The sequence below is a fragment of the Micromonospora sp. genome (genome assembly GCF_048594385.1).
In the GTDB taxonomy this organism is placed as follows: Bacteria; Actinomycetota; Actinomycetes; order Mycobacteriales; family Micromonosporaceae; genus Micromonospora; species Micromonospora wenchangensis.
In genome coordinates this window covers 1-25,710 of record NZ_JBMDWU010000262.1, presented here as the reverse complement: position 1 = coordinate 25,710, position 25,710 = coordinate 1, and the positions used below count along the sequence as shown (strand labels likewise).

General features: G+C 73.6%; 26 protein-coding genes. 7 read left to right on the top strand and 19 right to left on the bottom strand.

Annotation, left to right across the window (positions count from 1 at the left end; genetic code table 11):
* Positions 1–53: 53 nt before the first annotated feature.
* Entirely contained in the window at positions 54–1,088 is a 1,035-nt protein-coding gene (locus ACOJTC_RS14105) for an ABC transporter substrate-binding protein (RefSeq protein ID WP_420117203.1), read from the top strand.
* Positions 1,089–1,216: 128 nt separating this feature from the next.
* On the opposite strand, the gene ACOJTC_RS14100 is transcribed toward ACOJTC_RS14105, so the two are convergent.
* The gene (locus ACOJTC_RS14100; protein WP_420117202.1) at positions 1,217–1,516 is read right to left on the bottom strand and encodes a hypothetical protein; all 300 of its coding nucleotides are present in this window, start codon (positions 1,514–1,516) and stop codon (positions 1,217–1,219) included.
* Positions 1,517–1,721: 205 nt separating this feature from the next.
* Here ACOJTC_RS14100 and ACOJTC_RS14095 point away from each other — a divergent pair, with 205 nt between their 5' ends.
* On the top strand, positions 1,722–2,561 hold the full coding sequence (locus ACOJTC_RS14095; protein ID WP_420117201.1) for an ATP-grasp domain-containing protein: 840 nt from the start codon (positions 1,722–1,724) through the stop codon (positions 2,559–2,561).
* On the opposite strand, the gene ACOJTC_RS14090 is transcribed toward ACOJTC_RS14095, so the two are convergent.
* The 4 genes from ACOJTC_RS14090 to pgi form a co-directional block, all read right to left on the bottom strand.
* On the bottom strand, positions 2,501–3,241 hold the full coding sequence (locus ACOJTC_RS14090) for a lysoplasmalogenase (RefSeq protein WP_420117200.1): 741 nt from the start codon (positions 3,239–3,241) through the stop codon (positions 2,501–2,503). The two genes, ACOJTC_RS14095 and ACOJTC_RS14090, sit on opposite strands and share 61 nt — an antisense overlap.
* Positions 3,238–4,068 carry a sterol desaturase family protein gene (locus ACOJTC_RS14085; RefSeq protein ID WP_420117199.1) on the bottom strand — a complete coding sequence of 277 codons (831 nt, stop codon included), beginning with the start codon at positions 4,066–4,068 and terminating at the stop codon, positions 3,238–3,240. The genes ACOJTC_RS14090 and ACOJTC_RS14085 overlap by 4 nt, the downstream gene beginning before the upstream one ends.
* Before the next feature lie 100 nt (positions 4,069–4,168).
* Positions 4,169–4,870 carry a FadR/GntR family transcriptional regulator gene (locus ACOJTC_RS14080; protein ID WP_420117198.1) on the bottom strand — a complete coding sequence of 234 codons (702 nt, stop codon included), beginning with the start codon at positions 4,868–4,870 and terminating at the stop codon, positions 4,169–4,171.
* Positions 4,871–5,021: 151 nt separating this feature from the next.
* Positions 5,022–6,659: a glucose-6-phosphate isomerase gene (pgi, locus tag ACOJTC_RS14075; protein WP_420117197.1), complete on the bottom strand. Its 1,638-nt coding sequence runs from the start codon at positions 6,657–6,659 to the stop codon at positions 5,022–5,024.
* A 232-nt stretch (positions 6,660–6,891) separates the two neighbouring features.
* Between pgi and ACOJTC_RS14070 the strand changes: the two genes are divergently transcribed.
* Positions 6,892–8,835 carry an ABC transporter ATP-binding protein gene (locus tag ACOJTC_RS14070; protein WP_420117196.1) on the top strand — a complete coding sequence of 648 codons (1,944 nt, stop codon included), beginning with the start codon at positions 6,892–6,894 and terminating at the stop codon, positions 8,833–8,835.
* Positions 8,836–9,056: 221 nt separating this feature from the next.
* On the top strand, positions 9,057–10,499 hold the full coding sequence (locus ACOJTC_RS14065) for an endo-1,4-beta-xylanase (protein WP_420117195.1): 1,443 nt from the start codon (positions 9,057–9,059) through the stop codon (positions 10,497–10,499).
* A gap of 205 nt (positions 10,500–10,704) precedes the next feature.
* Here the strand turns inward: ACOJTC_RS14065 and ACOJTC_RS14060 are convergent, their stop codons facing one another.
* The 6 genes from ACOJTC_RS14060 to ACOJTC_RS14035 all read right to left on the bottom strand — a co-directional run bounded on the left by ACOJTC_RS14060 (position 10,705) and on the right by ACOJTC_RS14035 (position 16,707).
* Complete coding sequence (locus ACOJTC_RS14060; RefSeq protein WP_420117194.1) at positions 10,705–11,982, bottom strand: sulfite oxidase; 1,278 nt, start codon at positions 11,980–11,982, stop codon at positions 10,705–10,707.
* Positions 11,983–12,078: 96 nt separating this feature from the next.
* The gene (locus tag ACOJTC_RS14055) at positions 12,079–12,711 is read right to left on the bottom strand and encodes a hypothetical protein (RefSeq protein WP_420117193.1); all 633 of its coding nucleotides are present in this window, start codon (positions 12,709–12,711) and stop codon (positions 12,079–12,081) included.
* Positions 12,708–14,126 (bottom strand): selenium-binding family protein, encoded by a 1,419-nt coding sequence (locus tag ACOJTC_RS14050; RefSeq protein ID WP_420117192.1) that lies wholly within the window; start codon positions 14,124–14,126, stop codon positions 12,708–12,710. Before ACOJTC_RS14050 ends, ACOJTC_RS14055 begins: the two co-directional genes overlap by 4 nt.
* Before the next feature lie 15 nt (positions 14,127–14,141).
* Positions 14,142–14,936, bottom strand: a complete 795-nt coding sequence (locus ACOJTC_RS14045; RefSeq protein WP_420117191.1) for an ABC transporter ATP-binding protein — start codon at positions 14,934–14,936, stop codon at positions 14,142–14,144.
* Complete coding sequence (locus ACOJTC_RS14040) at positions 14,909–15,742, bottom strand: ABC transporter permease (protein WP_420117190.1); 834 nt, start codon at positions 15,740–15,742, stop codon at positions 14,909–14,911. The genes ACOJTC_RS14045 and ACOJTC_RS14040 overlap by 28 nt, the downstream gene beginning before the upstream one ends.
* Positions 15,739–16,707, bottom strand: a complete 969-nt coding sequence (locus ACOJTC_RS14035) for an aliphatic sulfonate ABC transporter substrate-binding protein (RefSeq protein ID WP_420117189.1) — start codon at positions 16,705–16,707, stop codon at positions 15,739–15,741. Before ACOJTC_RS14035 ends, ACOJTC_RS14040 begins: the two co-directional genes overlap by 4 nt.
* A 129-nt stretch (positions 16,708–16,836) precedes the next feature.
* Here ACOJTC_RS14035 and ACOJTC_RS14030 point away from each other — a divergent pair, with 129 nt between their 5' ends.
* On the top strand, positions 16,837–17,997 hold the full coding sequence (locus ACOJTC_RS14030; protein WP_420117188.1) for an LLM class flavin-dependent oxidoreductase: 1,161 nt from the start codon (positions 16,837–16,839) through the stop codon (positions 17,995–17,997).
* A 95-nt stretch (positions 17,998–18,092) separates the two neighbouring features.
* Here ACOJTC_RS14030 and ACOJTC_RS14025 read toward each other — a convergent pair whose 3' ends face one another.
* Entirely contained in the window at positions 18,093–18,506 is a 414-nt protein-coding gene (locus ACOJTC_RS14025) for a winged helix-turn-helix transcriptional regulator (protein ID WP_420117187.1), read from the bottom strand.
* A gap of 105 nt (positions 18,507–18,611) precedes the next feature.
* Between ACOJTC_RS14025 and ACOJTC_RS14020 the strand changes: the two genes are divergently transcribed.
* On the top strand, positions 18,612–19,322 hold the full coding sequence (locus ACOJTC_RS14020) for a DsbA family oxidoreductase (RefSeq protein ID WP_420117186.1): 711 nt from the start codon (positions 18,612–18,614) through the stop codon (positions 19,320–19,322).
* Positions 19,323–19,412: 90 nt separating this feature from the next.
* The gene (locus ACOJTC_RS14015) at positions 19,413–20,081 is read left to right on the top strand and encodes an NAD(P)-dependent oxidoreductase (RefSeq protein WP_420117185.1); all 669 of its coding nucleotides are present in this window, start codon (positions 19,413–19,415) and stop codon (positions 20,079–20,081) included.
* Between the two features lie 51 nt (positions 20,082–20,132).
* On the opposite strand, the gene ACOJTC_RS14010 is transcribed toward ACOJTC_RS14015, so the two are convergent.
* From ACOJTC_RS14010 to ACOJTC_RS13980, 7 genes are all read right to left on the bottom strand, one after another.
* Complete coding sequence (locus tag ACOJTC_RS14010) at positions 20,133–20,639, bottom strand: NUDIX domain-containing protein (protein ID WP_420117184.1); 507 nt, start codon at positions 20,637–20,639, stop codon at positions 20,133–20,135.
* A gap of 34 nt (positions 20,640–20,673) precedes the next feature.
* Positions 20,674–21,264, bottom strand: a complete 591-nt coding sequence (locus ACOJTC_RS14005) for an NADAR family protein (protein ID WP_420117183.1) — start codon at positions 21,262–21,264, stop codon at positions 20,674–20,676.
* A gap of 79 nt (positions 21,265–21,343) precedes the next feature.
* Positions 21,344–21,985: an SRPBCC family protein gene (locus ACOJTC_RS14000; RefSeq protein WP_357929972.1), complete on the bottom strand. Its 642-nt coding sequence runs from the start codon at positions 21,983–21,985 to the stop codon at positions 21,344–21,346.
* A complete protein-coding gene (locus ACOJTC_RS13995) occupies positions 21,982–22,353 on the bottom strand; it encodes an ArsR/SmtB family transcription factor (protein ID WP_420117182.1) in 372 nt (123 codons plus the stop codon). The genes ACOJTC_RS14000 and ACOJTC_RS13995 overlap by 4 nt, the downstream gene beginning before the upstream one ends.
* 36 nt (positions 22,354–22,389) lie before the next feature.
* The gene (locus ACOJTC_RS13990) at positions 22,390–23,160 is read right to left on the bottom strand and encodes a peptidoglycan recognition family protein (RefSeq protein ID WP_420117181.1); all 771 of its coding nucleotides are present in this window, start codon (positions 23,158–23,160) and stop codon (positions 22,390–22,392) included.
* 111 nt (positions 23,161–23,271) lie between these two features.
* Complete coding sequence (locus tag ACOJTC_RS13985) at positions 23,272–24,003, bottom strand: lysozyme (protein ID WP_420117180.1); 732 nt, start codon at positions 24,001–24,003, stop codon at positions 23,272–23,274.
* A 169-nt stretch (positions 24,004–24,172) separates the two neighbouring features.
* On the bottom strand, positions 24,173–25,492 hold the full coding sequence (locus tag ACOJTC_RS13980) for a flavin monoamine oxidase family protein (RefSeq protein ID WP_420117179.1): 1,320 nt from the start codon (positions 25,490–25,492) through the stop codon (positions 24,173–24,175).
* Positions 25,493–25,710: the final 218 nt, after the last annotated feature.

The following is a 25,710-nucleotide window of genomic DNA, read 5'->3' as shown; positions in this document are numbered from 1 at the left end:
CTAACCCTGCTGTCGCGGATCGTCACGGTCCGGGCCTGACCGAAAGACGTCGTATGTTGCCTTCCTCGTCCTCACCCCGCCTCTCCCGCCGAGGGCTGCTCGCCGCCGGTGGCGGCGCGGCCCTGACCGCGCTCCTCGCCGCCTGCGGCGGAGGTGACGACCCGGCCAAGCCCGCCGGGAACGGCCCGGCCGGTCCGTGGAGTTTCACCGACGACCGCCAGCGCAGGGTCGAGGCGCCCAGCGCGCCGACCCGGGTGGTCGCCTTCACCGGGGTGGCCGCCGCGCTCGTCGACTTCGGACTCGACTCCGCGCTCGTCGGGGTGTTCGGCGAGACCACCCGCACCGACGGCTCCCGCGAGCCGCAGGCCGGCGACCTCGACGTCGACAAGGTCACCGTGCTGGGCAACGTCTGGGGTGAGTTCAACGTGGAGAAGTACGCCGCGCTGCGCCCCGAACTGCTGGTCACCCACATGTACGACCCCGACGCCCTCTGGTACGTCCCGGACGAGAGCCGCGACAAGATCCTCAAGCTCGCGCCGAGCGTGGCGATCGCCACCGCGCGCACCCCGATGACCCGCCCGATCGAACGCTACGCCGAACTGGCCCGCTCCCTCGGCGCGGACCTGTCCGCCGCGAAGGTCACCACGGCCAAGACCCGCTTCGAGGCCGCCGCCGAGCAGGTGCGGGCGGCGGTCAAGGCCAACCCGGGCATCCGGGTGATGGCCTCCTCGGGCAGCCCCGACCTGTTCTACGTCTCCAACCCGAAGGTCAGCACCGACCTGATGTACTTCGCCGAGCTGGGTGTGGACATCGTGGTGCCGACCAAGCTGGAGGCCGGCGACTACTTCGAGGTGCTGAGCTGGGAGAACGCCGGCAAGTTCCCGGCCGATCTGATCCTGCTGGACAACCGCTCCACCGCGTTGCAGCCCAAGGACCTCGCGGCCAAGCCCACCTGGGCGCAGCTCCCGGCCGTCAAGGCCAACCAGGTCACCCCGTGGGACGCGGTGCCCCGCTTCTCGTACGCGGGCGCGGCCCCGCTGCTGGAGAACCTGGCCACCGCGATCCGCTCCGCCAAGCGCCTCGGCTGACTGCCGGGTCAGGTCTTCGGCAGCCCGCCGGCGCGGTCCGGGGGCGAGACAGGAAGAAGACAGGTCGCGTCCCCCTCACCGGCCCGGTGCGCCAGCCGCCGGGGGCGAGGGGGACGGCGATCGACGGGTCAGGCCGCCTCGACGGTACGCGTGCGCCGCGCGGGCCGGCCGGGCTGCTCCCGTACGGTGCGTCGGTCGTCGATGACGCCGGTCGTCACGTCGCCGGCCATGGTCAGCGCCCGGTGGGCGTTGCGTGCGGCGTCGCAGGGCCACTCCTGGTGTTCGCAGAGCAGGTTGTCGCAACGCCCGGCCTGGTCGGGATGGTGCGCGTCGATCACATCGAGGGCCATCCGCCACAGGAGCGGATCGGTGACCCCGGCGGGAACGGCGGCTCGGGTATGTCGCTGCGGGCGGTCGGTGTCGGGCACGGTCTCCCCCTTTGTCGGTACCGAAGAAGAGTCTCCACCCCGCGCGCAAGCGAAACCAACCGCCCCGGGTGGGGATGACCACCGCCACGCTGCGGAACTGTCCGACAGCGTGACCGTTCGTGCCCCCATTCCGGGTAAATCCGTGTGCCGCGTTCGCGGGAAAAGACGATGGGTGCGGGCGGGTCTGCCGGGGGAGGATGCGGGCATGCTGTTGATCGTCCCCGCCGACCCGCTGCGTCCCCGTCGACCGGACCCGCACTTCGCGCCGGAGGCGCAGGCCGCCCGGGCGGCAGGGCACCCGGTCGCCGTCGTCGACCACGACGCCCTCGCGGCGGGGCGGGACGTCACCCGGGCGGTCGCCGGGGTGCCCGCGGCCGACGACGCGGTCTACCGGGGCTGGATGCTCTCCGCCGCCCGGTACGCCGGCTTCGCCGGGGCGCTGCGCGCCCGGCAGGTCACCCTGCGCACCGACCCCGACCGGTACCGCCGCGCCCACGAGCTGCCCGGGTGGTACGCCACGGCCGCGGCGCTCACCCCGCAGTCCTGCTGGACGGTCGGCGTCGACCGGTCCGACTTCGACCGCGCCCGTACCGCGCTGGGCGGCGGTCCGGCGGTGCTGCGGGACTGGACCAAATCCGCCAAGCACCACTGGCACGAGGCGTGTTTCGTGCCGGAGTTGGCCGACGGTGACGCAGCCTGGCGGGTCGCGACCCGGCTGCGCGAACTGCGTGACGACGACTTCGCCTGCGGTTTCGTGCTGCGCCGCTTCGAGCCCCTCGCCGGCGTCGAGATCCGCACCTGGTGGGTGGACGGCCGCTGCGTGCTCACCGGCCCGCACCCGGACACCCCGGCGGAACTGCCCGACGTGCCGGTGGACCTCGGGCCGCTGGCCGCCGTGGTGACGGCGCTCGACCTGCCCTTCGTCACCGCCGACCTGGCGTGGCGCACCGACGGCCGGTGGCGGCTGGTGGAGATCGGCGACGGTCAGGTCAGCGACCGCCCGTCCACGATGGCTCCGGAGGCCCTGGTCGCCGCCCTCGGCTGAGCCGGGTCGGCGCGGGGCGGCCCGACCCGGCGGCCCGCCCAGCCGGTGGTGATCAGGAGCAGGGCGGCGAGGTAGGTGGTCATCACCCACAGCCCGTGGCCGGGCAGCCGGACGCCCGTCGCCTCGACCCCGATCAGCAGGTCGGACAGGAGGAACAGCGCGCCACCGGCGGCCACCCGCCGGGACACCCCCCAGCCGGCGGCGGCCATCAGGGTCAACGCCAGGCTGTAGCCGAGCACCGGCAGCCGCAGGTCACCCAGCCGACCCCAGAGCAGCGCGTTGCCCGCCGCCCACAGTGCCAGGTAGCCGGCCACGGCCGGCGCGGGTGGCCGCCGGTGGCGCAGGAACGCGGTCAGGAACGCCAGCTGGGTGCCGAGGAAGCACCCCATCCCGAGCAGGAACGCGGTGCTGCCGGGCACCAGCAGCGCCACGTCACCGGCGGCCGCGCAGACCAGCCCGGTCGCCACCGGGTCCCACCGCCGGCGTACGGCGAGCAGCCAGCCGAGCAGCAGCGGGGCGAGCAGCGGCTTGGCCGCCCACTGCACGGCCGGCGCGTCGAGGGCGACCCCGGTCAGCTCGACGACGGCGGCCAGTCCGAACGCCCCCAGCCACCACCGACCGGCCACACCGGACGCCGGCCGGCCCCGGTCGGGTCGCCGGGTAGCGCGGGCGCCGCTCATCGGGCGGGCTGCCAGCCGGGACGGCCGAGGACGTGCCCGAGCCGGTGCCGCCACGATCTGGCCCGCCGGACGTCGGCCCAGATCGCGGCGTACTCGTGGGTGGCCACCCGCAGCGGGTTGTAGGTGCCGATGTTCGTCGTCAGCCCGTACCGCACGGCGGTGTCCTCCGGGGCGAAGCTGCCGAAGAGCCGGTCCCAGACGATCAGGATGCCGCCGTAGTTGCGGTCCAGGTACTCGCGGTTCGCGCCGTGGTGCACCCGGTGGTGCGACGGGGTGTTGAAGACCCACTCGACCGGTCGGGGCAGCCTGTCGATCCGCTCGGTGTGCAGGAAGAACTGGTACAGCAGGCTGACCGACTGCTGGAGGAAGATCATCCAGGGTGGGATGCCGAGCAGCGCCAGCGGCAGCCAGAACGGCAGTGAGGTCATCGGCGTCCAGCTCTGCCGCAGCGCGGTGGAGAGGTTGAAGTGGGTGCTGGAGTGGTGCACCACGTGGCTGGCCCAGAACAGGCGCACCTCGTGGTGGGTGCGGTGGAACCAGTAGTAGGCCAGGTCGTCGGCGACGAACAGCAGCACCCAGGTGCCGACGCTGGTGGGGGAGAGCTGCACCACCGGGGCGACGGTCCACAGCGCGACGTAGAGGCCGACGGTGAGCAGTTTCCACGGGAAGCCGATCAGCTGGCTGCCGGCGCCCATGGTGAGGCTGGTGGTGGTGTCCCGCAGCTCGTAGCCGCGTTCGTCGTCGTCCGGCGCGAACCGGTACGACCACGCCTCGACGGCGATGAGCAGCAGGAATGCCGGTACGGCGTAGAGCACGGCGGGGATCATGCGCGACGTTCCCTTCCGGGGGACGGGCGACGGGGGTGGACGCCCGGGACGGGTCGGCGGGTGGGGTGGTGCGGGTCGACCGGTGGCAGATGTCCGACGGTCAGCCGGTCGGGCTGGTGAGGGACGCGGTGAGCAGGATGTGTGCCTCGGTGGCGGCGTCGTCGCCCCGGCCGTCGGCGATCGCGGCGGCCAGCCGGCGGTGCCTGGCGACGTCCAGCAGTTCGGCCGCGCGTCGGGCCGGCGGCACCTCGCCGACGGCCAGCGCCCCGGCCACCAGGCTGTTGAAGGAGAGCAGGTAGGCGGTGTTGCCGCTGCCGGTGACGATGTGCCGCCACAGCGCGATGTTCGCCTCGGCCATCGCGGACAGGTCGGGAGCGAGCGCGGCGAAGCCCTCCACGGTGTCGACCACGAGCCGGCGTACCGCCCCGGTGGCCCGCACCGCGCAGCACCGGGCCGCGTCGACCCCGACGCAGGCGCGCATCTCCAGCATGTCCCGGACCAGGTTCTCCACCGGCAGCACGTCGCCGGACTGGGCGAGGGACAGGGCCAGGTCGAGGCCGGCGTGCACCCGCCAGTCCAGCACCCGGGTGACGCCACCCTGGCTGACCCGCAGCAGCCCGAGCTGCTGGAGCCGGCGCAACGCCTCCCGTACGGCGTGCCGGTTGACCGCGAACGCGGCGGCGAGTTCGCGTTCCCCGGGCAGCGGGTCACCCGGGGAGTGCCGCCCGCTGACGATGGCGTCACGGAGCTGGCCGAAGACGTGGTCGGAGACGGAGCTGCGGGGCACCGGCACGAAGGTCACGGCAGCAGTCTGGCGGCGTACCGGTCAACTCGTCAACTGGTTGGACCAGTCGGGTCGAAAGAATCGGCGACCGGGTCGGGTGACCCGGCCGCCGTCCCGACGTACCTCACCGATGACCCCCGCCGGGTGCCCGGCAGCGGCCGTCCGGACCTCAGGCCCGGCCGCGCTCCCGGCGGTAGCGGCGGATCAGCGCCGCCGTGGAGGAGTCCACGTCGGCCAGGTCCGGCGCGTCACCGGTCAGCTTCGGGGCGAGCTGGTTGGCCATCACCTTGCCCAGCTCCACCCCCCACTGGTCGAACGGGTTGATGTCCCAGACCGCGCCGCAGGTGAACACGATGTGCTCGTAGAGCGCGATGAGCTGGCCCAGCGTCGACGGGGTGAGCTTCGGCGCGATGATCGAGGTGGTCGGGTGGTTGCCCGGCATCACCCGGTGCGGCACCACCTCGGCGGGCGTGCCCTCCGCCTCGACCTGCTCCTTCGTCCGGCCGAAGGCCAGCGCGGCGGTCTGCGCGAAGAAGTTCGACATGAACAGGTCGTGCATCTCGCCCAGGTCGTGGTTGGGCTGGCTGAACGCGATGAAGTCCGCCGGGATCAGCACGGTGCCCTGGTGGATGAGCTGATAGAAGGCGTGCTGACCGTTGGTGCCCGGCTCGCCCCAGAAGATCTCCCCGGTCGGGTGGTCGACGGGCGTGCCGTCGAGGGTCACCGACTTGCCGTTGCTCTCCATGGTGAGCTGCTGCAGGTACGCCGGGAACCGGTGCAGGTACTGCGAATACGGCAGCACGGCGTGGGTCTGCGCGCCGAGGAAGTCGACGTACCACACGTTGATCAGCCCGAGCAGCGCCGGTAGGTTCCGCTCCACCGGCGTGGTGCGGAAGTGCTCGTCGACGGCGTGGTAGCCGGCCAGCAGCTCGCGGAACCGGTCCGGCCCGACCGCCAGCATCACCGACAGCCCGACCGCCGACGGCAGCGAGTAGCGGCCACCCACCCAGTCCCAGAAGCCGAACATGTTCTCCGGGTCGATGCCGAAATCGGCCACCCGGCCCGCGTTGGTGCTCACCGCCACGAAGTGCTTCGCGATCGCCGCGTCGTCGTCGGCGTCCAGGCCCGACAGCAGCCAGGTCTTGGCCTGCTCGGCGTTGGCCAACGTCTCCTGCGTCGAGAAGGTCTTCGACACCACCACGAACAGGGTGCTCGCCGGGTCGAGGTCGTGGGTCTTGTCGTGGATGTCGGTCGGGTCGATGTTGGAGACGAACCGGCAGTCGATCCCCGCGTCCCGGTACGCCTTGAGTGCCTCGTACGCCATCACGGGGCCGAGGTCGGAACCGCCGATGCCGATGTTGACCACCGTGCTGATCCGCTCGCCGGTGTGCCCGCGCCACTGCCCGGAGCGGACCCGCTCGCTGAACGCGGCCATCCGGTCCAGCACCCGGTGCACGTCGGCAACCACGTCCTGACCGTCCACGGTCAGCGCGGCGTCGCGCGGCAGCCGCAGCGCGGTGTGCAGCACGGCCCGGTCCTCGGTCGAGTTGATGTGCTCCCCGGCGAACATGGCGGCGATCCGGTCGGTCAGCCCGACCCGCCCGGCCAACGCGGTGAGCAGCCCGATCGTCTCGTCGGTGACGAGGTTCTTGCTGTAGTCGACGTGCAGGTCGGCGACCTCGCCGGTGAGCCGCTCACCCCGTTGCCGCTCGGCCGCGAACAGCTCCCGCAGGTGGGTGCCGCGCATCGTCTCGGCGTGCTTGCGCAGCGCCTGCCATTCGTCGGTGGTGGTCACACTCGCAGCCATCGGGTCGATCTTCTCCTTCACGACGGTCGTCGGCGCGTGGTGCCGCCGACGGTTCGCGTCCAGCCTGCCACCCGGGGCGCGGCCACGCGACGCGACCCGGCGCGGCGGGCGGCGCGGCGCCCCCCGCGACACGCCAATGCGACAGGTGTACGACACGCCGCCACGGCGAGACAGCCTGTCGTCGCTGACAGTAGGCTCGCCCGTGCCCCGCCCCTTCGGCCCGGGAGGAACCATGGCGACGGTGACCGGTCCCCGCCGTGCGGTCGGCGCGGACGAGCCCGCCGAGCACGACTCGGCCGACGCCGGGCTCGATCTGCCGGAGCTGGCCGACGGCGCCTGGATGCACCACGCCACCACGTTCGCGCACACCAGCTTCCGCGCGGTGGCCCGCCGGCTGCCCCGGCTGGTGCGCGAGGCCGTCGCGTTGGCCTGGGCCACCAGCCGGCGCGACACCCTCGCCGCGATCGGGCTGAACCTGGCCGCCGGGGTGATGACCACCCTCGGCCTGCTCGCCACCACCGGGGTGCTGCGCGAGTTGTTCGCCGCCGGCCCGACGCCGGACCGGGTCCGGGCCGCGCTGCCCGCGCTGGTGCTCGCCGCGGCGGCGGTGGCCGCCAAGGGCACCCTGACCGTCACCGCCGGCTGGGCGCAGGCCCGGCTGATCCCGCAGATCACCTACGCGGTGGAGCTGCGGCTGTTCGAGACCACCACGGCGGTCGAGCTGGCCGCCTTCGACGACGCCGGCTTCGCCGAGGAGATGGACCGGGTCCGTGACCGGGGCACGGCCGAGGCGGCGTCCATCGTCGACCACACGGTCAACCTGATCACCGGAGTGGTGGGCGTGCTCGCCACCGCCGCCGCGGTGACCGTGATCCAGCCGTTGCTGCTGCCGTGCCTGCTGCTCGCCGCGGTGCCCGAGGCGGTCACCGCGGTCCGGATGGCCCGCCGGCAGTACCTGGACATGCTGGCCCGGATCAACAGGCGTCGCCGGATGTGGATGCTGGCCAACCTGATGGCCAACCGGCACACCGCCGCCGAGGTGCGGGCCTACCAGATGCGCGACTTCCTACTCACCGAGTTCCGCCGGATGATGAGCGCCGAGACGGCCGCGCTGCTGCGGTTGGCCCGCGCGCAGAGCCGGACCCGGGCCGTCGGGATGTCCGTCGGCGGGGTCGCCGTCTTCGCGGTCTACGCCGTGCTCGGTGGGCTGCTGCTCGCCGGCCTGGTCGCGCTGGCCGCGGCGGCGACCGCGCTGCTCGCCCTCCAGTCGGCCCGCAGCAGCCTCGCCCTCGCCGTCTTCGCCACCAACAACCTCTACGAGGACGCCCTCTACTACCAGGACTACCGGGACTTCCTCGACCGCGCCGAGGGGCGCAGCGGCACCGCGCCGGGGCGGCCCGCCACCGGGTTCGACAGCATCGAGCTGGACCGGGTGAGCCTGCGCTACCCGGACACCGACGCCCCGGCCGTCGACGAGGTCAGTCTCACCGTCCGGCGGGGCGAGGTGGTCGCGCTGGTCGGGGAGAACGGCTCCGGCAAGACCACCCTGGCCAAGCTGATCGCCGGTCTCTACCGGCCCACCGGCGGGGCGATCCGGTGGGACGGCGTCGACGTCGCCGAGCTGGACCCGGCGTCGACCGCCGCCCAGGTGGCGGTGATGACCCAGGAGTGGTGGAAGTTCCCGTTCACCGCCGCGCAGAACATCCGCATCGGCCGGTACGACCGCGCCCCGGACATGACCGGGCCCACCGTCGAGGACGCCGCCCGGTCGGCCGCCGCGCACGACATGATCGCCGGGTTGCCGTTCGGCTACGACACCCTGCTGGCGCGGGAGTTCAAGAACGGCCACGACCTCTCCGGCGGGCAGTGGCAGCGGCTGGTTGCCGCGCGGGGTCTCTACCGGGACGCCCGGCTGCTGATCTGCGACGAGCCGTCGGCCGCCCTCGACGCCCGTGCCGAACACGCGCTCTTCGAGCAGTTGCGGCGGCGGCCCGACCGGACGGTCGTGCTGATCACCCACCGGCTGGCCAACGTCCGGCACGCCGACCAGATCTTCGTGATGGACCGTGGTCGGCTGGTGCAGCAGGGCGACCACGACACGTTGATGGCCGCCGACGGGCCCTACCGGGAGCTGTTCGAGTTGCAGGCGAGCGGCTACCTCGCCGCCACCGAGTAGCGGCGGCTGCGCCGACGACACCGCCAAGACATCGATGCTCGTTGAAGTCTTAAGGATGTTTCGATAGCGTCACCCTGGCAACCCCTCGACCTCGGCGGTGGCGGCTGAGCGACGACGTGGGCGGGTGTGGCCTCCGGGCGACCACACCGCCTCCCCGGTCGGCCACCGCACTCGGGCGAAGGTCGGGACGGTGCATCCCACCGTCTTGAAAGGCTTCTGCCATGAACCAGGTGTCCGCCCGCAGCAGCGGGCGTCGGACCACACCACCGCGGCTGCGTGCCGCCCTGGCCTCGATCGCCACCGGCCTGGTCGCCGTCGGTACCACCGTCGTCCTCGCCGCCAGCGCCAGCGCCGGCACCACCCTCGGTGCCGCCGCCGCCGAGACGGGCCGCTACTTCGGCACCGCGGTGGCGGTGAACAGGCTCTCCGACTCCGTCTACGTCGGCATCCTGAACCGCGAGTTCACCTCGGTCACCGCCGAGAACGAGATGAAGTGGGACGCCACCGAGCCCAGCCCGAACCAGTTCACCTACGCCAGTGGCGACAAGCTGGTCAGCCACGCCGAGGCCTACGGGATGCGGGTCCGCGGTCACGCGCTGGCCTGGCACCAGCAGCAACCGCGCTGGACGGCCGTCCTGTCCGGCACCGCCCTGCGCAACGCCATGCTCAACCACGTCACCCAGGTCGCCACCCACTACCGGGGCAGGATCGACGCGTGGGACGTGGTGAACGAGGCGTTCGCCGACGGTGGCAGCGGTGGGCGTCGTGACTCGAACCTGCAGCGCACCGGTGACGACTGGATCGAGGCGGCGTTCCGGGCCGCCCGGGCCGCCGACCCGGGCGCGAAGCTCTGCTACAACGACTACAACACCGACGGGCAGAACCCGAAGAGCAACGGCGTGTACGCCATGGTCCGGGACTTCAGGGCCCGGGGCGTGCCGATCGACTGCGTCGGCTTCCAGTCCCACTTCACCGCCCAGTCACCGGTGCCGGCGGACTACCAGGCCAACCTCCAGCGTTTCGTCGACCTCGGCGTCGAGGTGCAGATCACCGAGCTGGACATCGAGGGCTCCGGCAGCTCCCAGGCCGACAGCTACTCCCGCGTGGTCCGCGCCTGCCTGGCGATCTCCCGCTGCACCGGCATCACCGTCTCCGGCATCCGGGACACCGACTCGTGGCGGTCCAGCGCCACGCCGCTGCTCTTCGACGGCAACGGCACCAGGAAGCCGGCGTACGCCTCCACGCTGGACGCGCTCAACGCGGGCGGCACCACCGTCCCGCCGACCACGCCGCCGCCCACCACGCCGCCGCCGACGACGACCCCGCCTCCGACGACGACCCCGCCTCCGACCACCACCCCGCCGCCCGGTGACGGTGACTGCGCCACGTCGGTGTCGTTGAACTCCTGGTCCGGCGGCTTCGTGGCCACCGTCAAGGTCACCGCAGGCCCGGCCGGGCTCGACGGGTGGGTGGTCAACCTGACCCTGCCGTCGGATGCCACCGTCACCGCCGTGTGGAGCGCGCAGAGCACCGGCACAGCCGGTGCCGTCAGCTTCCGCAGCGTCAGCTACAACAGCGCCGTCGGTGCGGGTGCCGGCACCGAGTTCGGCTTCCAGGGCACCGGCAGCGGTCCCACCGGCACGGCGACCTGCGCCCGCGCCTGACCGGACACCGACCCCACCCCGGCGCGGCGGCGACCGTCGCGCCGGGGCGGTCCGGCCGCCCGTCGCACCCGGACGGCCGACCCGATCCACGTGGCGGGGGTGGCCCGCCGCCCGTCGACGCCGGACACCCACCGCCCGGCGGATGCCGGGCAGTCCTGCGGTCGGCGGTCCCGCCGGGTGGCGGTGCGGATGGACGGCGGGCGGGTCAGACCGCCGTCACCGGATGCCGGACCACCCCGTCGAAGAGGTAACCGAGGTCGTTGCCCAGGGCCCGGTCGGGCTGACCGCGGCCGGTCACGTCCACCGCGCGGGCCCGCAGCGTCCACCGGCCGGCGGTCGGCGGACACCACCGCGTCGACCACCGCTGCCAGGGTCCACCCCGGTCCGCCCCGACCAGGGTGGCCGGTCGCCACCCCTCGCCCGTGTCGACCTCGACGCGGTCGATCGGACCGGCCCCGGACCAGGACCGGCCGGTCAGCGTGGTCTCGACGCCGGCCGCCAGCCGGGCGTCCCAGGGCAGCTCGAACGCGCTCTTGACCGACTGGGTGCCGGCCGGCCCGCCGTCGGCCGGCTGGCCGGGACCGAACATCCGGTAGAGGCTGGTGTTCCACGGGGAGAACAGCGGGGTGGTGGAGACCTCGATCGCGCCGACCCACTTGATCGAGGAGATCCCGATCCAGCCGGGCACCACCACCCGGACCGGGAAGCCGTGGTCCGCCGGCAGCGGCGCCCCGTTCATCTCGTACGCGAGCAGCACGTCGTCGAGGGCCTTGCCGATCGGCAGCGGACGGCGTACCCGGCCGAGGTCGACACCCCCGGTGACGTACGGCGGGTCCAGGCCCTCCGGCATCACGTCCACCGCGTCGGCGGTCAACCCGGCGTGCCGTAGCACGGTGGCCAGTGGCACCCCGCGCCAGCGGGCCACCCCGACGCCCCCGAGCCGCCACTGCACCCCGGAGGCCGGGGTGTCCTGCTGGCTGGCGAAGAAGTGCCGCCCGTTGCCGGCGCACTCCACCAGCGCGGGCAGCTCGACGGCGGGCAGCGCGCGCAGGGCGGCGTAGTCGAACTCGACCGGGGCGTGGCGGGTCGGGGCGGCACGCAGGCCGTCGCCGTACAGCCGTAGTCGCCAGGTGTCGGCGTCGATGCGCGGGGTGTGGGTGTGGTTGCGGACGAAGAACCTGTCGTTCGGCACCACGTACCCCCGGCCGGCCATCGCCTCCCAGCGCATCTCGGCGTTGCCGTCGCAGGGCGTGAGCAGCGCGGGGTCGAGCGGCTTGACGATGCCCGGGTCCGCCCCGACCGGCCCGGCGGCGGGCGCGACGGGCTCCGGTGCGTCCTCGGCGGCGGCGAGGGCGCTCATCACCGTGCCCAGCGCCACCAGGTCGGCACGGGACACCCCGTCGGCGCGGGCCTGGCCGGCCAGCCACTGCCGGGCCCGGCGGGCGTCGTGGTCGGCCTCGTCGTACGACGCAACGGTGGACACCGGGGCTCCTTCGGCTCGGCGACGGTAACTCCTATTGAATCAGTAGGAGTTGTCGCCTGGGAGAGCCACTGGCCGACCGGGGCCGGGGCCATTCGGTCAGATCGCCGCGGCCAGCGTCACCACCCCTGCCGCGACCAGCACCCCCGCCCACAGCCGGTCCACGTTGAACCAGGCCCGGCGCAGCACCCCGACCCCCAGCACCTCGTACACCAGCAGCGCGACGGTCGACGCGACGGCAAGCATCGCCACGGTGTGCGCCCCGGCGGCGGCCAGTCCGCTCAGCGCTCCGGCCGGCGCCGCCGCCAGGTGCCCGGCGTGCCCGCCGGCCGGCGGGTCGGCCAGCAGCACCGGCAGCAGCATCAACCCGGCACCGTGCGCCGACGACATCAGGAACGACCAGCCGGCCACCTGCGCCGACGACAGCCGCATCCCGGCCCAGCGGAAGTGCCGCCGGGACAACAACCGCCACAGCCCGAACCCGACCAGCACCGTCCCGCCGGTCACCGTCAGCGCGGTGCTGGCGGTGACCGAGCGGGTGGCGGAGACCAGTGCGGCGACCACCGCCACCGAGGCCAGGTGACCCGCCGCGACCGGGGGCAGCGCGGCCAGCAGCGCCGCCCGGCGACGCTCCTGCAACCCCCGGGCGACCGCGAGGAGCCACCCCATCGCCGGGTTCAACCCGTGGAACGCGCCGAGCGCCGCCACCGCCAGCAGGGTCCGCCCGGTCACGGGAAGCAGTACGAGTCGGAGCTGGCGTCGCCGCCCTGCAACCGGGTCTGGTGCACCCGCAGCCCCCGGAACTGCTCGCCGTGCGGGAAGAACCGCACGTCCGGGGTGAGCCCGCCGCGCTCCGGGTCGACGTCCAGCTTGGCCAGCCAGGCGCCCACCCCGTCGGGATAGAACTGGTCGTCCCAGGAGCCGTAGAGCGAGTTGCTGACGTAGACCCGGCGGCCGTCCCGGCTGACCTCCACCATCTGCGGGCCCCCGGCCAGGGGCGCGTCCGGCGCGGCCGGGTGGGCGGTGCGGGCCACGATGCCGCCGAGGCGCACCGAGCCGACCAGCACCGGGTGGAACGGGTCGCTGACGTCGTACCGGCGCAGCTCCCCGGTGCCCCAGCAGGAGACGTAGAGGAACCGGTCGTCCACCGACAGGTCGATGTCGGTGACCAGCGGGGGGACCGCGCCGAACGGCTTGAGCAGGTCCGGCAGGTCGGCCGGATCGGCCGGCTCGGCGGGGATGTCGATCACCCGGGTCACCGCCCACCCGGCGTCCGCGCCGTCGACGTCGCGGTGCCACAACCAGACCGACGCCGACAGGTCCTCGACGCTGATCACCACCCCCACGAAGCCGTACGACCGGGTCGGGTCGTGCGCGGGGCGCAGTTCGAGCGGCATCTGGTACTGGTCGCCGAGGTCGACCCGCTGCACGTGCCGGCGCTTGGCGAGGTCCCAGAAGTGGATCGCGTGCCCGTACTTCCGTCCCAGCAGCAGCTCGCCGACGATGCCGTCCTCGATCATCGACGGGGTGCCCCACTCGCTGGTGACCAGCACGTCCTGGGTGAGGTGCCACCACACGTCGTACGCCAGGAACTGCGGGCCCCGGTCGGCCTCCCAGGCTCCCCGGACGGCGAAGGTGGCATGGTCGAGTACGGCGATGCCGCCCGGACCCTCGGCACCGTCGACGCCGCCGAGCGCCGACAGGTAGATGCCGTCCGGACCGCAGTGCACGGTGTGCGGGCGGGAGTAGCCGGACCTCTCGGCCAGTTCCTGCGCGCCGATCACCTTCACCAGCTGCGGGGCGCGCGGGTCCGGCCGGGTGTCGAACACGTGGATGCGCGACGACCGCAGCCCCGGCACGATCAGGTAGCGCCGCTCGACGTGCGGATGCGGGGCGGTCGGGCAGAGCGCGCTGCTGCACGCGTTCCAGCCGAAGTGGTGCAGCTCGTCGCCGGTGTGCGGCAGGTCGGTCCAGCCGACCACCCGGCCGTAGTCGGCGGAATCCGGGTCGGTGTCGAGCACGACGATCGCGTCGGGCCGCTGCGCCGTACGGTCGAACGCGGCGACGTAGGCCAGCTTCTCGACGGGCGCGGTGGCCGCCTCGCGGGGGGAGGGGTAGAAGCTCGGGTCGGGTGTCCAGCGGGTCATCGGGGTCTCCCGGGGTCAGACGGCGGGTACGCCGAGGCGGTCGAGCAGCCGGCGACGCAACGCGCCGAAGGCGGGCTGCTCGGGGGAGCGGGCGGGTCGGTCGGCGGCGTGCCCGACGGGACCGAGGTCGACGACGATCTCCTCGGCGATGACGCCCCCGTCGAGCAGCAGGATGCGGTCGGCGAGCAGCAGCGCCTCCTCGACGTCGTGGGTGACCAGCAGGGCGGCGAAGCCGTGCTCGGCGCGCAGCCGCCGCAGCAGGGACTGCATCCGCAGCCGGGTCAGCGCGTCGAGCGCCCCGAACGGCTCGTCGAGCAGCAGCAGGTCCGGCTCGCGGACGAGCGCGCGGGCCACCGCGACCCGTTGCGCCTGACCGCCGGAGAGTTCGGCAGGCCAGGCCCGGCGGCGGTCGGCCAGCCCCACCTCGGTCAGCGCCCGGTCCACCCGGGCCCGCACGTCGGGGCCGGTCAGCCCCAGCGCGACGTTGTCGCCGACCCGCTTCCAGGGCAGCAGCCGGTGTTCCTGGAAGACCACGGCGGCGGTGCCCCGTACCCGGGCCCCGCCGGGGGCGTCGGCGTCGAGGCCGGCGAGGATCCGCAGCAGGGTGCTCTTGCCGGAGCCGCTGCCGCCGAGCAGCGCCACCACCTCACCGGCGGCGATGGCCAGGTCGACCCCGGCGAGCACCGGCCGGCCGTCGAAGGCCCGCCGCACCCCGTGGGCGGTGAGCACCGCCGCGTCGCCCGCCCGGTCCGCCGCGTCGCCGGTCCCGTACGTCGGGCCGGTCAGGTCGCCCGTAGTCCGCGTCGCCATGTCAGGGTCCTCCTCTCCAGCATCCGCAGGGCGAGGTCGGACAGCAGCCCGAGCAGCGCGTAGATGACCAGACCGAGCACCACCACGTCGGTCTGGCTGAACTCCCGGGCCTCCATCATCAGGAAACCGACGCCGGTCTGGGCGTTGACCTGCTCGCCGACGACGAGGCTGAGCCAGGCCGCCCCGATCGCCAGCCGCAGCCCGAGGAACAGCGACGGCAACGCCCCGGGTAGCACCACGTGCCGCAGCCGCGCGGCCGGTCCCAGGCCGCAGGTGCGGGCCGCCTCGACGAGCCGCTCGTCGATGTCCCGGATGCCGGCGTAGGTGTTGAAGTAGATCGGGAAGAACACCCCGAGCGCGACCAGGGTGATCTTCAACGACTCGCCGATCCCCACCCAGATGATCAGTAGTGGGACGAGCCCCAGGTGGGGCAGCATCCGGGCCATCTGCACCGGCGGGTCGACCAGGTCGTCACCGAGCCGGAGCAGGCCGGCGGCGGCACCGAGCACCAGCGCCAGCACCCCGCCGAGCAGCAGCCCGACGCCGGCCCGGGTGAGCGAGTCGAGCAGGTGGACGCCGAGGGTTCCGTCGCCGGCCAGCCGTACGCCGGTGGTGAGCACCCGGCTCGGTGCGGGCAGCTTGTCCGGGGCGAGCAGCCCGGCGCGGGCGGCGGCCTCCCACCCGGCGACGAGCAGGACCGGGCTGACCAGTCGCCACCAGCGCCGCCCGGCCCGACGGCGCGGGCCGGCGTCGGGTGGAGCCGGGACGGCGGCCGGTGGCGCGGTGACCACCACGGTGCTGCTCACTGGAACACCGCGCTGAACCGGTCGTCCACCCGACCGGCGATGTCGACCGGGCCGGGGACGAGTTCGAGGGTGGTGAAGCCGTCCGCGATGGCCTGGAGCTCCGCACCGACGGCGGGGGTGACCGGGGCCAGCGGGCGGGCGCTGCGGGCCAGCGCCCGGGTGGTGACGTCCACCGGGATCTTCAGCTCGGGGGCGAGCACCGTGGCGCGTTCGCCGGGGTTGGCGATGCCCCAGTCGGTGACCTTCCGGTACGTCGTGAGGAAGGCGCGGACGTCGTCGGTGCGGTCCCGCACCACCTCGGGGGAGGCCAGCACGTACTCGCGGTTGCTGGCCAGGCCGGTGGCGTCGGCGAGCACCGTCACCCCGGGCTGCTCGGCGAGGGCGAAGTACGGGTCCCAGATGATCCAGGCGTCGACCTGGCCGTTGTCGAACGCGGGCCGTCCCTCGGCCGGCTTGAGGTACTTGACGTTGATGTCCTTGAGCGTCATGTTGTTCGCCGCCAGTAGCCGGACCAGCAGCCAGTGCACGTTGCTGCCCTTGTTCAGCGCCACCGTCCGGCCGCGCAGGTCGGCGAAGGTCTTCAGGCCGCTGTTCTGCTTGACCAGCACCGCCTCGCCCTGCGGGATCGGGGCCGAGGTGCCGATCACCGAGAAGGGGATCTTCGCGGCGGCGGCGAAGACCGGAGGCGCCTCGCCGACCTGTCCGATGTCGATGGCACCGGCCTTGAGCGCCTCGGTCAGGGCCGGCCCGCTCTCGAACAGCGACCACTGCGCGTCGGGTGCGGCGTTGCGGGCCTTGACCAGGCTCAGCCCGCCGAAGCGTTGGTAGCCGATGCGCAGCGGGCCCTTGCCGGCCTGCGCGTCGGCGTCGTCGGCGCAGCCGGTGACCCCGCCGACGGCGGCCAGGGACAGGGCGGTGAACAGGGCGGTGGCCAGCCGGCGGAGGCTCCTCGGCGGGGTGGGCATGTCGGCTCCTCGGAAGTGGACGGTGGGCTCGCGACGCCGCAGGTCGGCGGCGCGCAGTAACCTACCAAGCCGATAGGATTTATGGGTAGCCTGTCGTGGCCGTCGTCCCATCCCTCAGGAGGACCCCCGATGTCGCTGACCTTCCACTGGTTCCTGCCCACCTACGGCGACAGCCGCGACATCGTCGGCGGCGGCCACGGCGTCGCGGTCGGCACCGCCGGTGGGGCCCGTCCCGCCACCGTCGCCTACCTCGGGCAGATCGCCCGCAGCGCCGAGCAGCTCGGCTTCGTCGGCGCGCTCACCCCGACCGGGGCGTGGTGCGAGGACGCCTGGCTGGCCACCGCGATGCTGGCCGAGGTCACCGAACGGCTGAAGTTCCTGGTCGCGTTCCGCCCCGGGCTGCTCTCACCCACCCTCGCCGCCCAGATGGCCGCCACCTTCCAGCGCCTGTCCGGCGGCCGGCTGCTGCTCAACGTGGTCACCGGCGGGGAGTCCGCCGAGCAACGCGCCTACGGCGACTTCCTCGACAAGGACGCCCGGTACGCCCGCACCGACGAGTTCCTGCACGTCGTGCGGTCACTGTGGCGGGGGGAGACCGTCGAGCACGTCGGGGAACACCTGCGCGTCGAGGGCGCCCGGCTGGCCCGGCTGCCCGACCCGGTGCCCCCGGTCTACTTCGGTGGCTCGTCCGCCGCCGCCGGCCCGGTCGCCGCCCGGCACAGCGACGTCTACCTGACCTGGGGTGAGCCGCCCGCCCAGGTGGCCGGCAAGCTTGACCACATCCGCGCCCTGGCGGCCGACGCCGGCCGGTCGCCGCGCTTCGGCATCCGGCTGCACGTCATCGCCCGGGACACCGCCGAGGCGGCCTGGGCGCAGGCCGGCCGGCTGCTCGACGGCATCGACGAGGCCGACATCCGGGCCGCCCAGGAGGGGCTGCGGCGCAGCGAGTCCGAGGGGCAGCGCCGGATGCTGGCCCTGCACGGCGGCAGCCGCGACGGGCTGCAGGTCGCCCCGAACCTCTGGGCCGGGGTGGGGCTGGTCCGGGGCGGGGCCGGCACCGCCCTGGTGGGCAGCCACACCGAGGTCGCCGACCGGATCGCCGAGTACCACGCGCTCGGCATCGACGAGTTCATCCTCTCCGGCCACCCGCACCTGGAGGAGGCGTACTGGTTCGGCGAGGGGGTGCTGCCGATCCTGCGGGCCCGGGGCCTGTGGCGACACCCCGCCGGTGACCAGGCCACCGTCCCGACGCCGAGCGTCCCGTTCGCCCCCCAGCCGGCCCGCGGCTGACCCGACGCCGCCGGCTGACCTGACGCCGGCAGCCCGGCCGGGCGCGTCGGGTCGGTGCCGGCCGGCGAGGAGGGGGCGTTCCGCTCGCGTGGCGGTCAGGCCCCGGTGATTGCGGCGCGCTCGCGGTTGGCGCGGATCTCGTCGTGGTGGTCGGCGGCCCAGCCGATCAGCGAGGTGACGATCTCGTGCAGGCCGCGGCCCAGCGGGGCGAGGGCGTACTCGACGCGCGGAGGGACCTCGGCGTAGGCGGTGCGGGTGATCAGGCCGTCCTGCCCGAGCTGGCGAAGGGTGAGGCTGAGCATGCGCTGCGAAATGCCGGGGACCTGCCGTTGCAGGTCGGTGTAGCGCAGCGGTCCGGACTCCAGGACCGCGATGATCAGCAGGCTCCACTTGTCGCCGACGCGGTCGAGGGTCTGGCGGATGAAGTCCATGTGCTCGGCAGGGATGGCCGCGCACGGCCCGACCGCCGCCGCCCTCGCCGTCGCCGCTGTTCCGTCGGCCGACTCCATGACGCACATTCCTCTCCGGCACGCACACCGATGTGCCTTTTGTATCGCCTCCCATGCTGGCCTACCGTTGCGCTACGCACAACTCATAAGAAAAGGAGGTACGTGATGAAAGTGGAGATCTGGTCCGAAGTGACCTGCCCCTGGTGCGGCCTCGGGAACCACCGGGTGACCAGGGCCATCGAGCGGTTCGAGCACGCGGACGAGGTGGAACTGGTCCACCACTCGTTCCCGCTCAGCAGCAGCTTCCCCGAGGGGACCACCTTCCCCGTCCGCGAGGCCCTGCTCCGCCGGCACGGTGTCGACGGCAGCCAGGCCGAGACCTCGACCCGGCGGATCGAGAAGCTCGCCGCGAGCGAGGGGCTGGCCCCGTACCAGGTGCTGGACAACACGGTGGGCAACACCGACCTGGCGCACGAGTTCCTCGCCCACGCCAGCGCCCAGGGCAGGAACCGTGCGGCCTGGGACGCGATCTTCACCGCGTACTTCGGCCGGGCCGAGCCGGTCTTCTCCTCCGACGACCTGCTGGGGCTGGCCGACGAACTCGGCCTGGACCGTGAGCAGACCCGCCAGGTGCTCACCGACCGCCGCTACCGCCGGCAGGTCCGCGACGACGCGGCCCGCGCCCAGCGCCTGGGGGCGACCGGCGCGCCGTTCATCGTCGTCGACGACCGCTACGGCGTGCCCGGCGCCCAGGACAGCGACACCCTCCTTGAGCTGCTGCGCACGGTCTGGAACGACAGCCACCCCCGCACCGGCCACGCCGGCGACGGCCCGGCCTGCGGACCGGACGGCTGTGCCGTCCCCCAGCGCGCCTGATCCCGGCTGCCCCGCCGAGCGGGCTCTGCCCTGACCGGTCGGCCGGCCGCCTGACCCACCCCGGAACCGAGCGAAAGGCATCTGATCACCATGAGCAAGAACCTCCTGGTCCTCGGCGGCAGCGGCCGTACCGGCGCTCACGTGCTGGCGTACGCGGCTCAGCGCGGTCACCACGTCCGCGCGCTCGTCCGTGACCCCGACCAGGTGCAGGCACCGGCCGGCGTCGAGCTGATCCGGGGCACCCCGGCGACCATCGACGACATCCGCCGGGCCGCCGAAGGCGTCGAGGGGGTGATCAGCGTGCTGAACAACGCCCGCGCCTCCGACAACCCGTGGGCCAGGCCGGTCAGCCCGCCGATGTTCATGACCACCGCCGCCCGCCACACCCTCACCGTCATGGGTGAGCAGGGCATCCGCCGGATCGTGCTGACCTCCACGCAGGGCGCGGGCGACGACTGGGCGCGGCTCAACCCGCTGGTCAGGGCGTTCATCAGGCTGTCGAACATCAGAACGGGCTTCGAGGACCACACCGGTGTCGACCGGGTCGTCCGTGCCGTGTCCGGCATCGACTGGACCCTGGCCCGCGCCGTGACCCTGACCGACAAGCCCGCCGGTGGCCACGTACGGGCCGCCGAGGCCGGCACCGAGAAGCCCGGCGCGCGGATCAACCGCGCCGACCTCGCCCGGTTCCTCGTCCGGACGATCGAGGACGACGCGTGGATCCGCGCAGCGCCCCTGGTCTGGAACACCCGCGGCTGACCCGTCCCGTCAGGATGCGGGCGGTCCCGCCATCAGCGGGGGCGCTCCGCCTCAGGTGCTGGCCAGGAAGTCGGCCAGCACCCGGGTGTGGGTCGAGAAGGCCAGCTCGACCGGCTCGGTGAGGACCAGCCACTCGGTGGCCTCCTCGGTCGGCGTCGACGGTGGCAGCTGCGCGGCCGGCCGCTCCGGCAGCACCCCGAAGACCATCATGGTGCCGCCGTGCGGGGCGCCGTGCACCGCGAACAGCCGGGCCCGCTGCGCCTCGTCGACCAGCCCGGTCTCCTCACGCAGCTCCCGGACCAGCGCCTCGGACCACTCCTCGCCGTACTCGACGAAACCGCCGGGCAGGGCGAGCTGGCCTCGGGCCGGCTCGATGTCCCGGCGTACCACCACCAGGCCGAGCCCGGCGTCGGTCCGCACCGGCAGCAGCGCCACCGCGACCGGGGTCGGGTTGCGCCACACCGTCTGGCCGCAGGCCGCGCAGAACCGGGGCCAGCCGGCGTCCGGCGGGTAGGCCGTCCCGCAGTAGTGGCAGTGCGCGTACGGCAGGACGGTCATGCCGCCGCACGTTACCGCCCCCGGGCCACCCGGCTCAGGGCAGGTCCGCCGTCGGCCCGGGGTCGGTCGGCCGGTCGTCGCGCAGGATCTCCCGGGCTTCCATCAGGGCGAACCCGAGCAGGTTGAGCCCACGCCAGCGGCCCGGGTCCCCGGCGCGCGGGTCGTCGGGGGCCAGCCCGACCCCCCACACCCGGTCGACCGGGCTCGCCTCCACCAGCACCCGGTCCCCGGTGCCCAGCAGGTACGCCCGCAGGTCGGCGTGCTGGCCGAACTTGGCCAGGCTGCCGGCCAGCACGACGGCGTACCGCTCGGCCTCCCACACCGCCTGGTCGAACCCGCGGACCTGGCGGCCGACCGCCTTGGCCTGCTGCGGGTGGCCGGCGGCGAGCACCCGCTCCCCGGCCTCGGCGTCGTCGAACAGCAGCGCCTTGCGCCACATCATCCAGTGCTCGGCGGTGGGGAAGCGCCGCCCGTCGACGGTGAACGACGCCGGCCACCACTGGCTCAGGCAGCCGTGGCCGACCGTGCCGTCCCGCTGCGGCTGGTGCCCCCAGAAGCAGAGGTAGCGCACCCGCTGCCCGGCGCGGTGCAGGGCGAGGACGTCTTCGGCGCGGCGCATCGACATGCCGCCCAGTCTGACCGCCGGCACCGACAGCACGCACCCGGGTTTGCGTCGGGCCGGCGACCCGGCGCGACCCGTACCGTCAGGCCGGCGGCGCGCCGGTGTACGCGGCGATGGTGCGGGCGGCGGCGGCCCGGGCGGCCTGCGGGTCGGTGCCGCCGGCGATGTCGGCCTCGGCCCACGCCTCGCCGCTGAGCGTCATGAAGCGCCGCCCGTCCTGCGAGCCGATCCATTCGGCGGCCTGGTCGGGGGTGATCCCCCCACCGTCGGCGTCGAGGTGGCTGGCGAGGCCGAGCAGGCCGGAGTCCCAGCCGACGCCGACCGCGCCGGGGCCGTACTCGGTCCACCGGACGTCGTCGACGTGGGCGACGTGTTCCAGGGTGAACCGGGTCCGCTCGTCGCCCTCCGGGGTGAGGTGGACCTCGATCCAGCTGGTCTCGTCGCCCATCTCCCAGGTGGCGGCGAAGCTCTTCGGCGGGTCGCAGCGCTGCACCACGCCACCGGCGTTGCCCTCGAACTGGTAGCGGCCGTGCAACCGCAGGTCGCCCGAGATCGGCAGGAACCAGCGCGGGATGCGCTCGGCGTTGGTGCAGGCGTCCCAGAGGTCGTCCAGCGTCGTCGGGTACGTCTGGCTGATGGTCAGCACCCGCGCCTCGCCCGCTTCGAGCGTGCGACTGCCCACGGTGCGTCGTACGGCGCTGATCTGCTGGCTGGTCTCGATCATGAGGTGCTCCGGTGCTCGGTCGGATCGTCCGTTGTGGTGTGCGCCCGCCGTTCGCGCCGACCCCGGGCGATCTCGGTGGCCAGGGCGTCCAGGGCCGGTGTCCAGAACCGGCGGAACCCCTCCAACCACCTGTCGACCTCCCGCAGCGGGGCGGGATCGACCGCGTAGAGCCGGCGGGCGCCCTGCGGGCGGACCGTGGCGAACCCGTTGGCCCGCAGCACCTTGAGGTGCTGCGAGACGGCGGGCTGGGTGATCCCGAACTCCTCCTGGATCACCGCACAGACCCCACCGGCGCTCCGCTCGCCCTGCGCGAGCAGTTCGAGGATGCGCCGACGTACCGGGTCGCCGAGGACGTCGAAGGCGTGCACGGTCCCCTTTGTATCAGGCATCACTTATATAAGCAATCAACCCAGTCGAGCGGCGACGGCGGAGCGCAGCTCGGGCAACCGGTCGTGCAGCAGCCCCGGGCACTGGGTGCTGGCGAAGTCCTTGTGGCCGTAGATCTGGCTGGCCGGGATGGCGTACTGCTGGCAGGTGAACGCGCAGAACACCACCAGGCTGTCCCAGAGCGCCTGCGGCGGCTGCACGTCGACGTAGATCCCGTCGTTCTCGATGCCGATGGCCTGGCTGTTCTGCCCCACGCAGTGGGCGCCCTGCACCATCGTCTGGCCGTGCAGCAGCGCGTACAGGCTGCCGTGCCGACCCTCGGTGAGCTGGCCGCCCCGGCTGTTGGTGAAGTGCTGCCCGGAGTCCAGCCAGCCGTTGCCGTCCATGTGCAGGTCCTGGATCTCCCGCGAGTTGGCGTACGCGTGGGCCAGGCTGTAGTCGGTCGAGTTCGGGAACGCGGTGTGGTGCACGATGATCTTGTTGGGTCGGTTCGGGACCACGCTCACCGGCGACGACGGCGGTCGGGCTCCCCAGGTGGCGCAGTTGGCGATCACCGGCTGGTCGACGCGGCCGAGGGCGACCCGGCCGCCGGCCGACGTGCTGCCGGTGGTCAGGGCGCTGCCGCCGGCCGGCGTGCCGCCGGTGGTCGGGGTGGGGTCGACGGTGGGGTGGCCCACCGCGGCGGCGCCTGCGGCGGATCCGCCGAACGGGGTCGGCGCGAGCGCCCCGGCGGTGCCGAGCAGGACCGCGCCGCGCAGCACGCTGCGCCGGGACACGGGTACGGACATGGCGGGCTCCTCAGGGGTGGGGGAGGTGCCGGGGGTCGACCGGGGTGACGACTCCGGGGTGGCCGGGGTCGTCACCGGGCCGGCCGGGCGGCTGCGGTGCTCCGGTCGCGGTCAGCAGGGGCCGTTGCAGGCCAGCACCCGGAGCCGGTCGAGGGTGCCGTTCCAGACGTTCTGGTCGCCCGGGAAGGTGCCCGACGACGCCCACTGCCAGAAGGAGTAGGTGGCCCAGCCGGCCGGCAGCGTGCCCACCGTGCCGGCGTACCGGGCGAGCCAGAGCGGGTTGGTGGCGGCGAAGCCGCTGTAGTTGCCGGTGCAGGTGGTCCACCAGTCGGTGGTGGTGTAGATCGTCGCCCAGCGCCCGGTGCGGGCGTAGTACTGGTTGACGAACGAGGCGATCCAGCTGCGCATCGTGCTCTGGCTAAGCCCGTAGCAGGTCGCGCCGTAGGGGTTGTACTCGATGTCGAGCGCGCCGGGCAGCGTCCGGCCGTCCTTCGACCAGCCGCCGCCGTGGTCGACGAAGTAGTTGGCCTGGGTCGCGCCGGTCGTGGTGTCCGGCCGGGCGAAGTGGTACGAACCCCGGATCATCCCGACGGTGTACGACCCGTTGTACTGCTGGGCGAAGTACGGGTTGGTGTAGTACGTGCCCTCGGTGGCCTTCACGTAGGCGAACCGGGCGCCGTTGTTCCAGGCGGCGGACCAGTTGACGTTGCCCTGGTAGCTGGAGACGTCCATGCCGGGCAGGCCGGCCGGGGCGGCGGTGGCCGGGGTGACGACGCCGAGGGTGGCGGCGACCATGGTGGCGGTCGTCAGCAGCGTGCCCGTGAGCGTACGGAGACGGTTCATCTTTCCCTCCCTGGGGGATACCGCGTGGTTGCGGCGGGAGCAACGAAAGGAACTGTCAGGTATTAGGTCACGGCCGGAGATAGTTTTCAATAGATAGAATCAAGATTATCGAGTGCTGCACGTGGTGCTGTCGGCGGTGCCTCTGACGGTCGGGAGGTGGGTGGGTGCGTCAGGTGCCGGGACCGGCCAGGACCTCGGCCGCCGCCCGCTCGCCGGCCAGCACCGCGCCCTCCAGGTAACCGGCCCACCGGGTCGCCGTCTCGGTGCCCGCCCAGTGCACCCGCCCCACCGGCCGGCGCAGCTCGGGACCGTGGTCCCGCCACGAACCGGGGGTCAGCGCCCCGCAGAAGCAGCCCCGGGTCCACTCGTCGGCCGACCAGTCGTACTCGACGAGGTCGTCGGGCCCGGCGGCGGCCGGACCGACCAGCTCCACCAGCGCGGCCAGCACCGCCGCCCGTCGCCGGCCCGGCGACAGCCGGCGCAGCTCCCGGGCCTGCCGGCCGTAGCTGAACGCGGTCAGCACCCCACGCGTCGAACCCGGCGTCGAGTTGTCCACCGTCTCGGTCAGTGGCCCGTCGGTCGACGTGGTCACCCCGGAACACCCGTCGGCCCGCCAGAACGGCGTCGGGTAGACCGCGTGCAGCTTCAACGCCGACCCCATCGGCATCCGCTGGGTCAACGCGTCGCGCAGGGCCGGCAGCGCCGGTGAGTACGCGATCCGGCCCGCCAGCGCCGGGGCCACCGCCACCACCGCGGCCTCCGCCCGGTACGCCCCCTCGTCGGTGTACGCCACCACCCCGTGACCGTCCTGGTGGACCGCCCGCACCGGTTCCGTGGACCGTACCGTCCCCGACGGCAGCGCCGCCGCCATCCGCTCCGCCAGCAGGGCCGGCCCACCCACCAGTCGATCCTGCTGGGCACCCCCGGCCATCCCCAGCAGCAACCCGCTCCCGCCGCCGCTGCGCAGATAGAACAGCACCTGCAACAGCGACACCTCGTCCGGGTCCACCGCCAGCAACCCGCCGGCGATCAGCCGACCCACGTACCGGGCGGTCACCGGATCGGGTGCGGCGGTGCTCAACCAGCCGCCGAGGGTGAGCCGGTCCCACTCGTCCGCCCGCGCCGCCCGCCACGGAGCCGCCGGGTCCACCCCGGCGCAGAGGTCGTCCAGCAGGTTGACCGTCTGCCGGACCGACTCCGGCGGTGTCTCCCGCAACCGCCCGTCCCAGCGCACCACCGGCCGGCCCTGCGCGGCCGACGGGAACATGGTCAGCCCGTGCTCGGCCACCAGGGCGGCCATCCGTTCCTGGGTCGGGCCGATCCACTGCGCGCCCAGGTCCAGCGTCGTGCCGTCGTCCAGCCACCGGGTCGCCACCCGCCCCCCGACCCGATCCCGGGCTTCCAGCACCAGCACCCGCGCCCCACCCCGGCACAACGCCGCCGCCGCGGCGAGCCCCGAGAACCCCGCACCGACCACCACCACCCGCACCGACCGCGCATACCCCGCCCCCGACCCGTTACGCCCAGCCCAGCCCAGCCGCCGCCACTTGGTCGGGCAGGGTCGGTCGGGCTGAGCTGGGGCAGGTCTGAGTCGGGGTCGGGCGGAGCGGGTGACGAGGGGCGCAGTCAGTCGCGCAGGGTGCGCAGGATGCGGATGAGGTCGGCGTGATCGGTGGGGGAGAGGTGGCCGAAGAAGCGCTCCGCCTC

What these genes read in the sequence shown, in the direction of transcription:
- ACOJTC_RS14000 (WP_357929972.1), bottom strand. Translation starts at nt 21,985, where the DNA reads ATGATCGAGACCAGCCAGCAGATCAGCGCCGTACGACGCACCGTGGGC.
- ACOJTC_RS14005 (WP_420117183.1), bottom strand. Translation starts at nt 21,264, where the DNA reads ATGTCGATGCGCCGCGCCGAAGACGTCCTCGCCCTGCACCGCGCCGGG.
- ACOJTC_RS13990 (WP_420117181.1), bottom strand. Translation starts at nt 23,160, where the DNA reads ATGTCCGTACCCGTGTCCCGGCGCAGCGTGCTGCGCGGCGCGGTCCTG.
- ACOJTC_RS14105 (WP_420117203.1), top strand. Translation starts at nt 54, where the DNA reads ATGTTGCCTTCCTCGTCCTCACCCCGCCTCTCCCGCCGAGGGCTGCTC.
- ACOJTC_RS14035 (WP_420117189.1), bottom strand. Translation starts at nt 16,707, where the DNA reads ATGCCCACCCCGCCGAGGAGCCTCCGCCGGCTGGCCACCGCCCTGTTC.
- ACOJTC_RS14025 (WP_420117187.1), bottom strand. Translation starts at nt 18,506, where the DNA reads ATGGAGTCGGCCGACGGAACAGCGGCGACGGCGAGGGCGGCGGCGGTC.
- ACOJTC_RS14050 (WP_420117192.1), bottom strand. Translation starts at nt 14,126, where the DNA reads ATGACCCGCTGGACACCCGACCCGAGCTTCTACCCCTCCCCCCGCGAG.
- ACOJTC_RS13985 (WP_420117180.1), bottom strand. Translation starts at nt 24,003, where the DNA reads ATGAACCGTCTCCGTACGCTCACGGGCACGCTGCTGACGACCGCCACC.
- ACOJTC_RS14010 (WP_420117184.1), bottom strand. Translation starts at nt 20,639, where the DNA reads ATGACCGTCCTGCCGTACGCGCACTGCCACTACTGCGGGACGGCCTAC.
- pgi (WP_420117197.1), bottom strand. Translation starts at nt 6,659, where the DNA reads ATGGCTGCGAGTGTGACCACCACCGACGAATGGCAGGCGCTGCGCAAG.
- ACOJTC_RS14065 (WP_420117195.1), top strand. Translation starts at nt 9,057, where the DNA reads ATGAACCAGGTGTCCGCCCGCAGCAGCGGGCGTCGGACCACACCACCG.
- ACOJTC_RS14045 (WP_420117191.1), bottom strand. Translation starts at nt 14,936, where the DNA reads ATGGCGACGCGGACTACGGGCGACCTGACCGGCCCGACGTACGGGACC.
- ACOJTC_RS14015 (WP_420117185.1), top strand. Translation starts at nt 19,413, where the DNA reads ATGAGCAAGAACCTCCTGGTCCTCGGCGGCAGCGGCCGTACCGGCGCT.
- ACOJTC_RS14095 (WP_420117201.1), top strand. Translation starts at nt 1,722, where the DNA reads ATGCTGTTGATCGTCCCCGCCGACCCGCTGCGTCCCCGTCGACCGGAC.
- ACOJTC_RS14090 (WP_420117200.1), bottom strand. Translation starts at nt 3,241, where the DNA reads ATGAGCGGCGCCCGCGCTACCCGGCGACCCGACCGGGGCCGGCCGGCG.
- ACOJTC_RS14070 (WP_420117196.1), top strand. Translation starts at nt 6,892, where the DNA reads ATGGCGACGGTGACCGGTCCCCGCCGTGCGGTCGGCGCGGACGAGCCC.
- ACOJTC_RS14030 (WP_420117188.1), top strand. Translation starts at nt 16,837, where the DNA reads ATGTCGCTGACCTTCCACTGGTTCCTGCCCACCTACGGCGACAGCCGC.
- ACOJTC_RS14085 (WP_420117199.1), bottom strand. Translation starts at nt 4,068, where the DNA reads ATGATCCCCGCCGTGCTCTACGCCGTACCGGCATTCCTGCTGCTCATC.
- ACOJTC_RS14020 (WP_420117186.1), top strand. Translation starts at nt 18,612, where the DNA reads ATGAAAGTGGAGATCTGGTCCGAAGTGACCTGCCCCTGGTGCGGCCTC.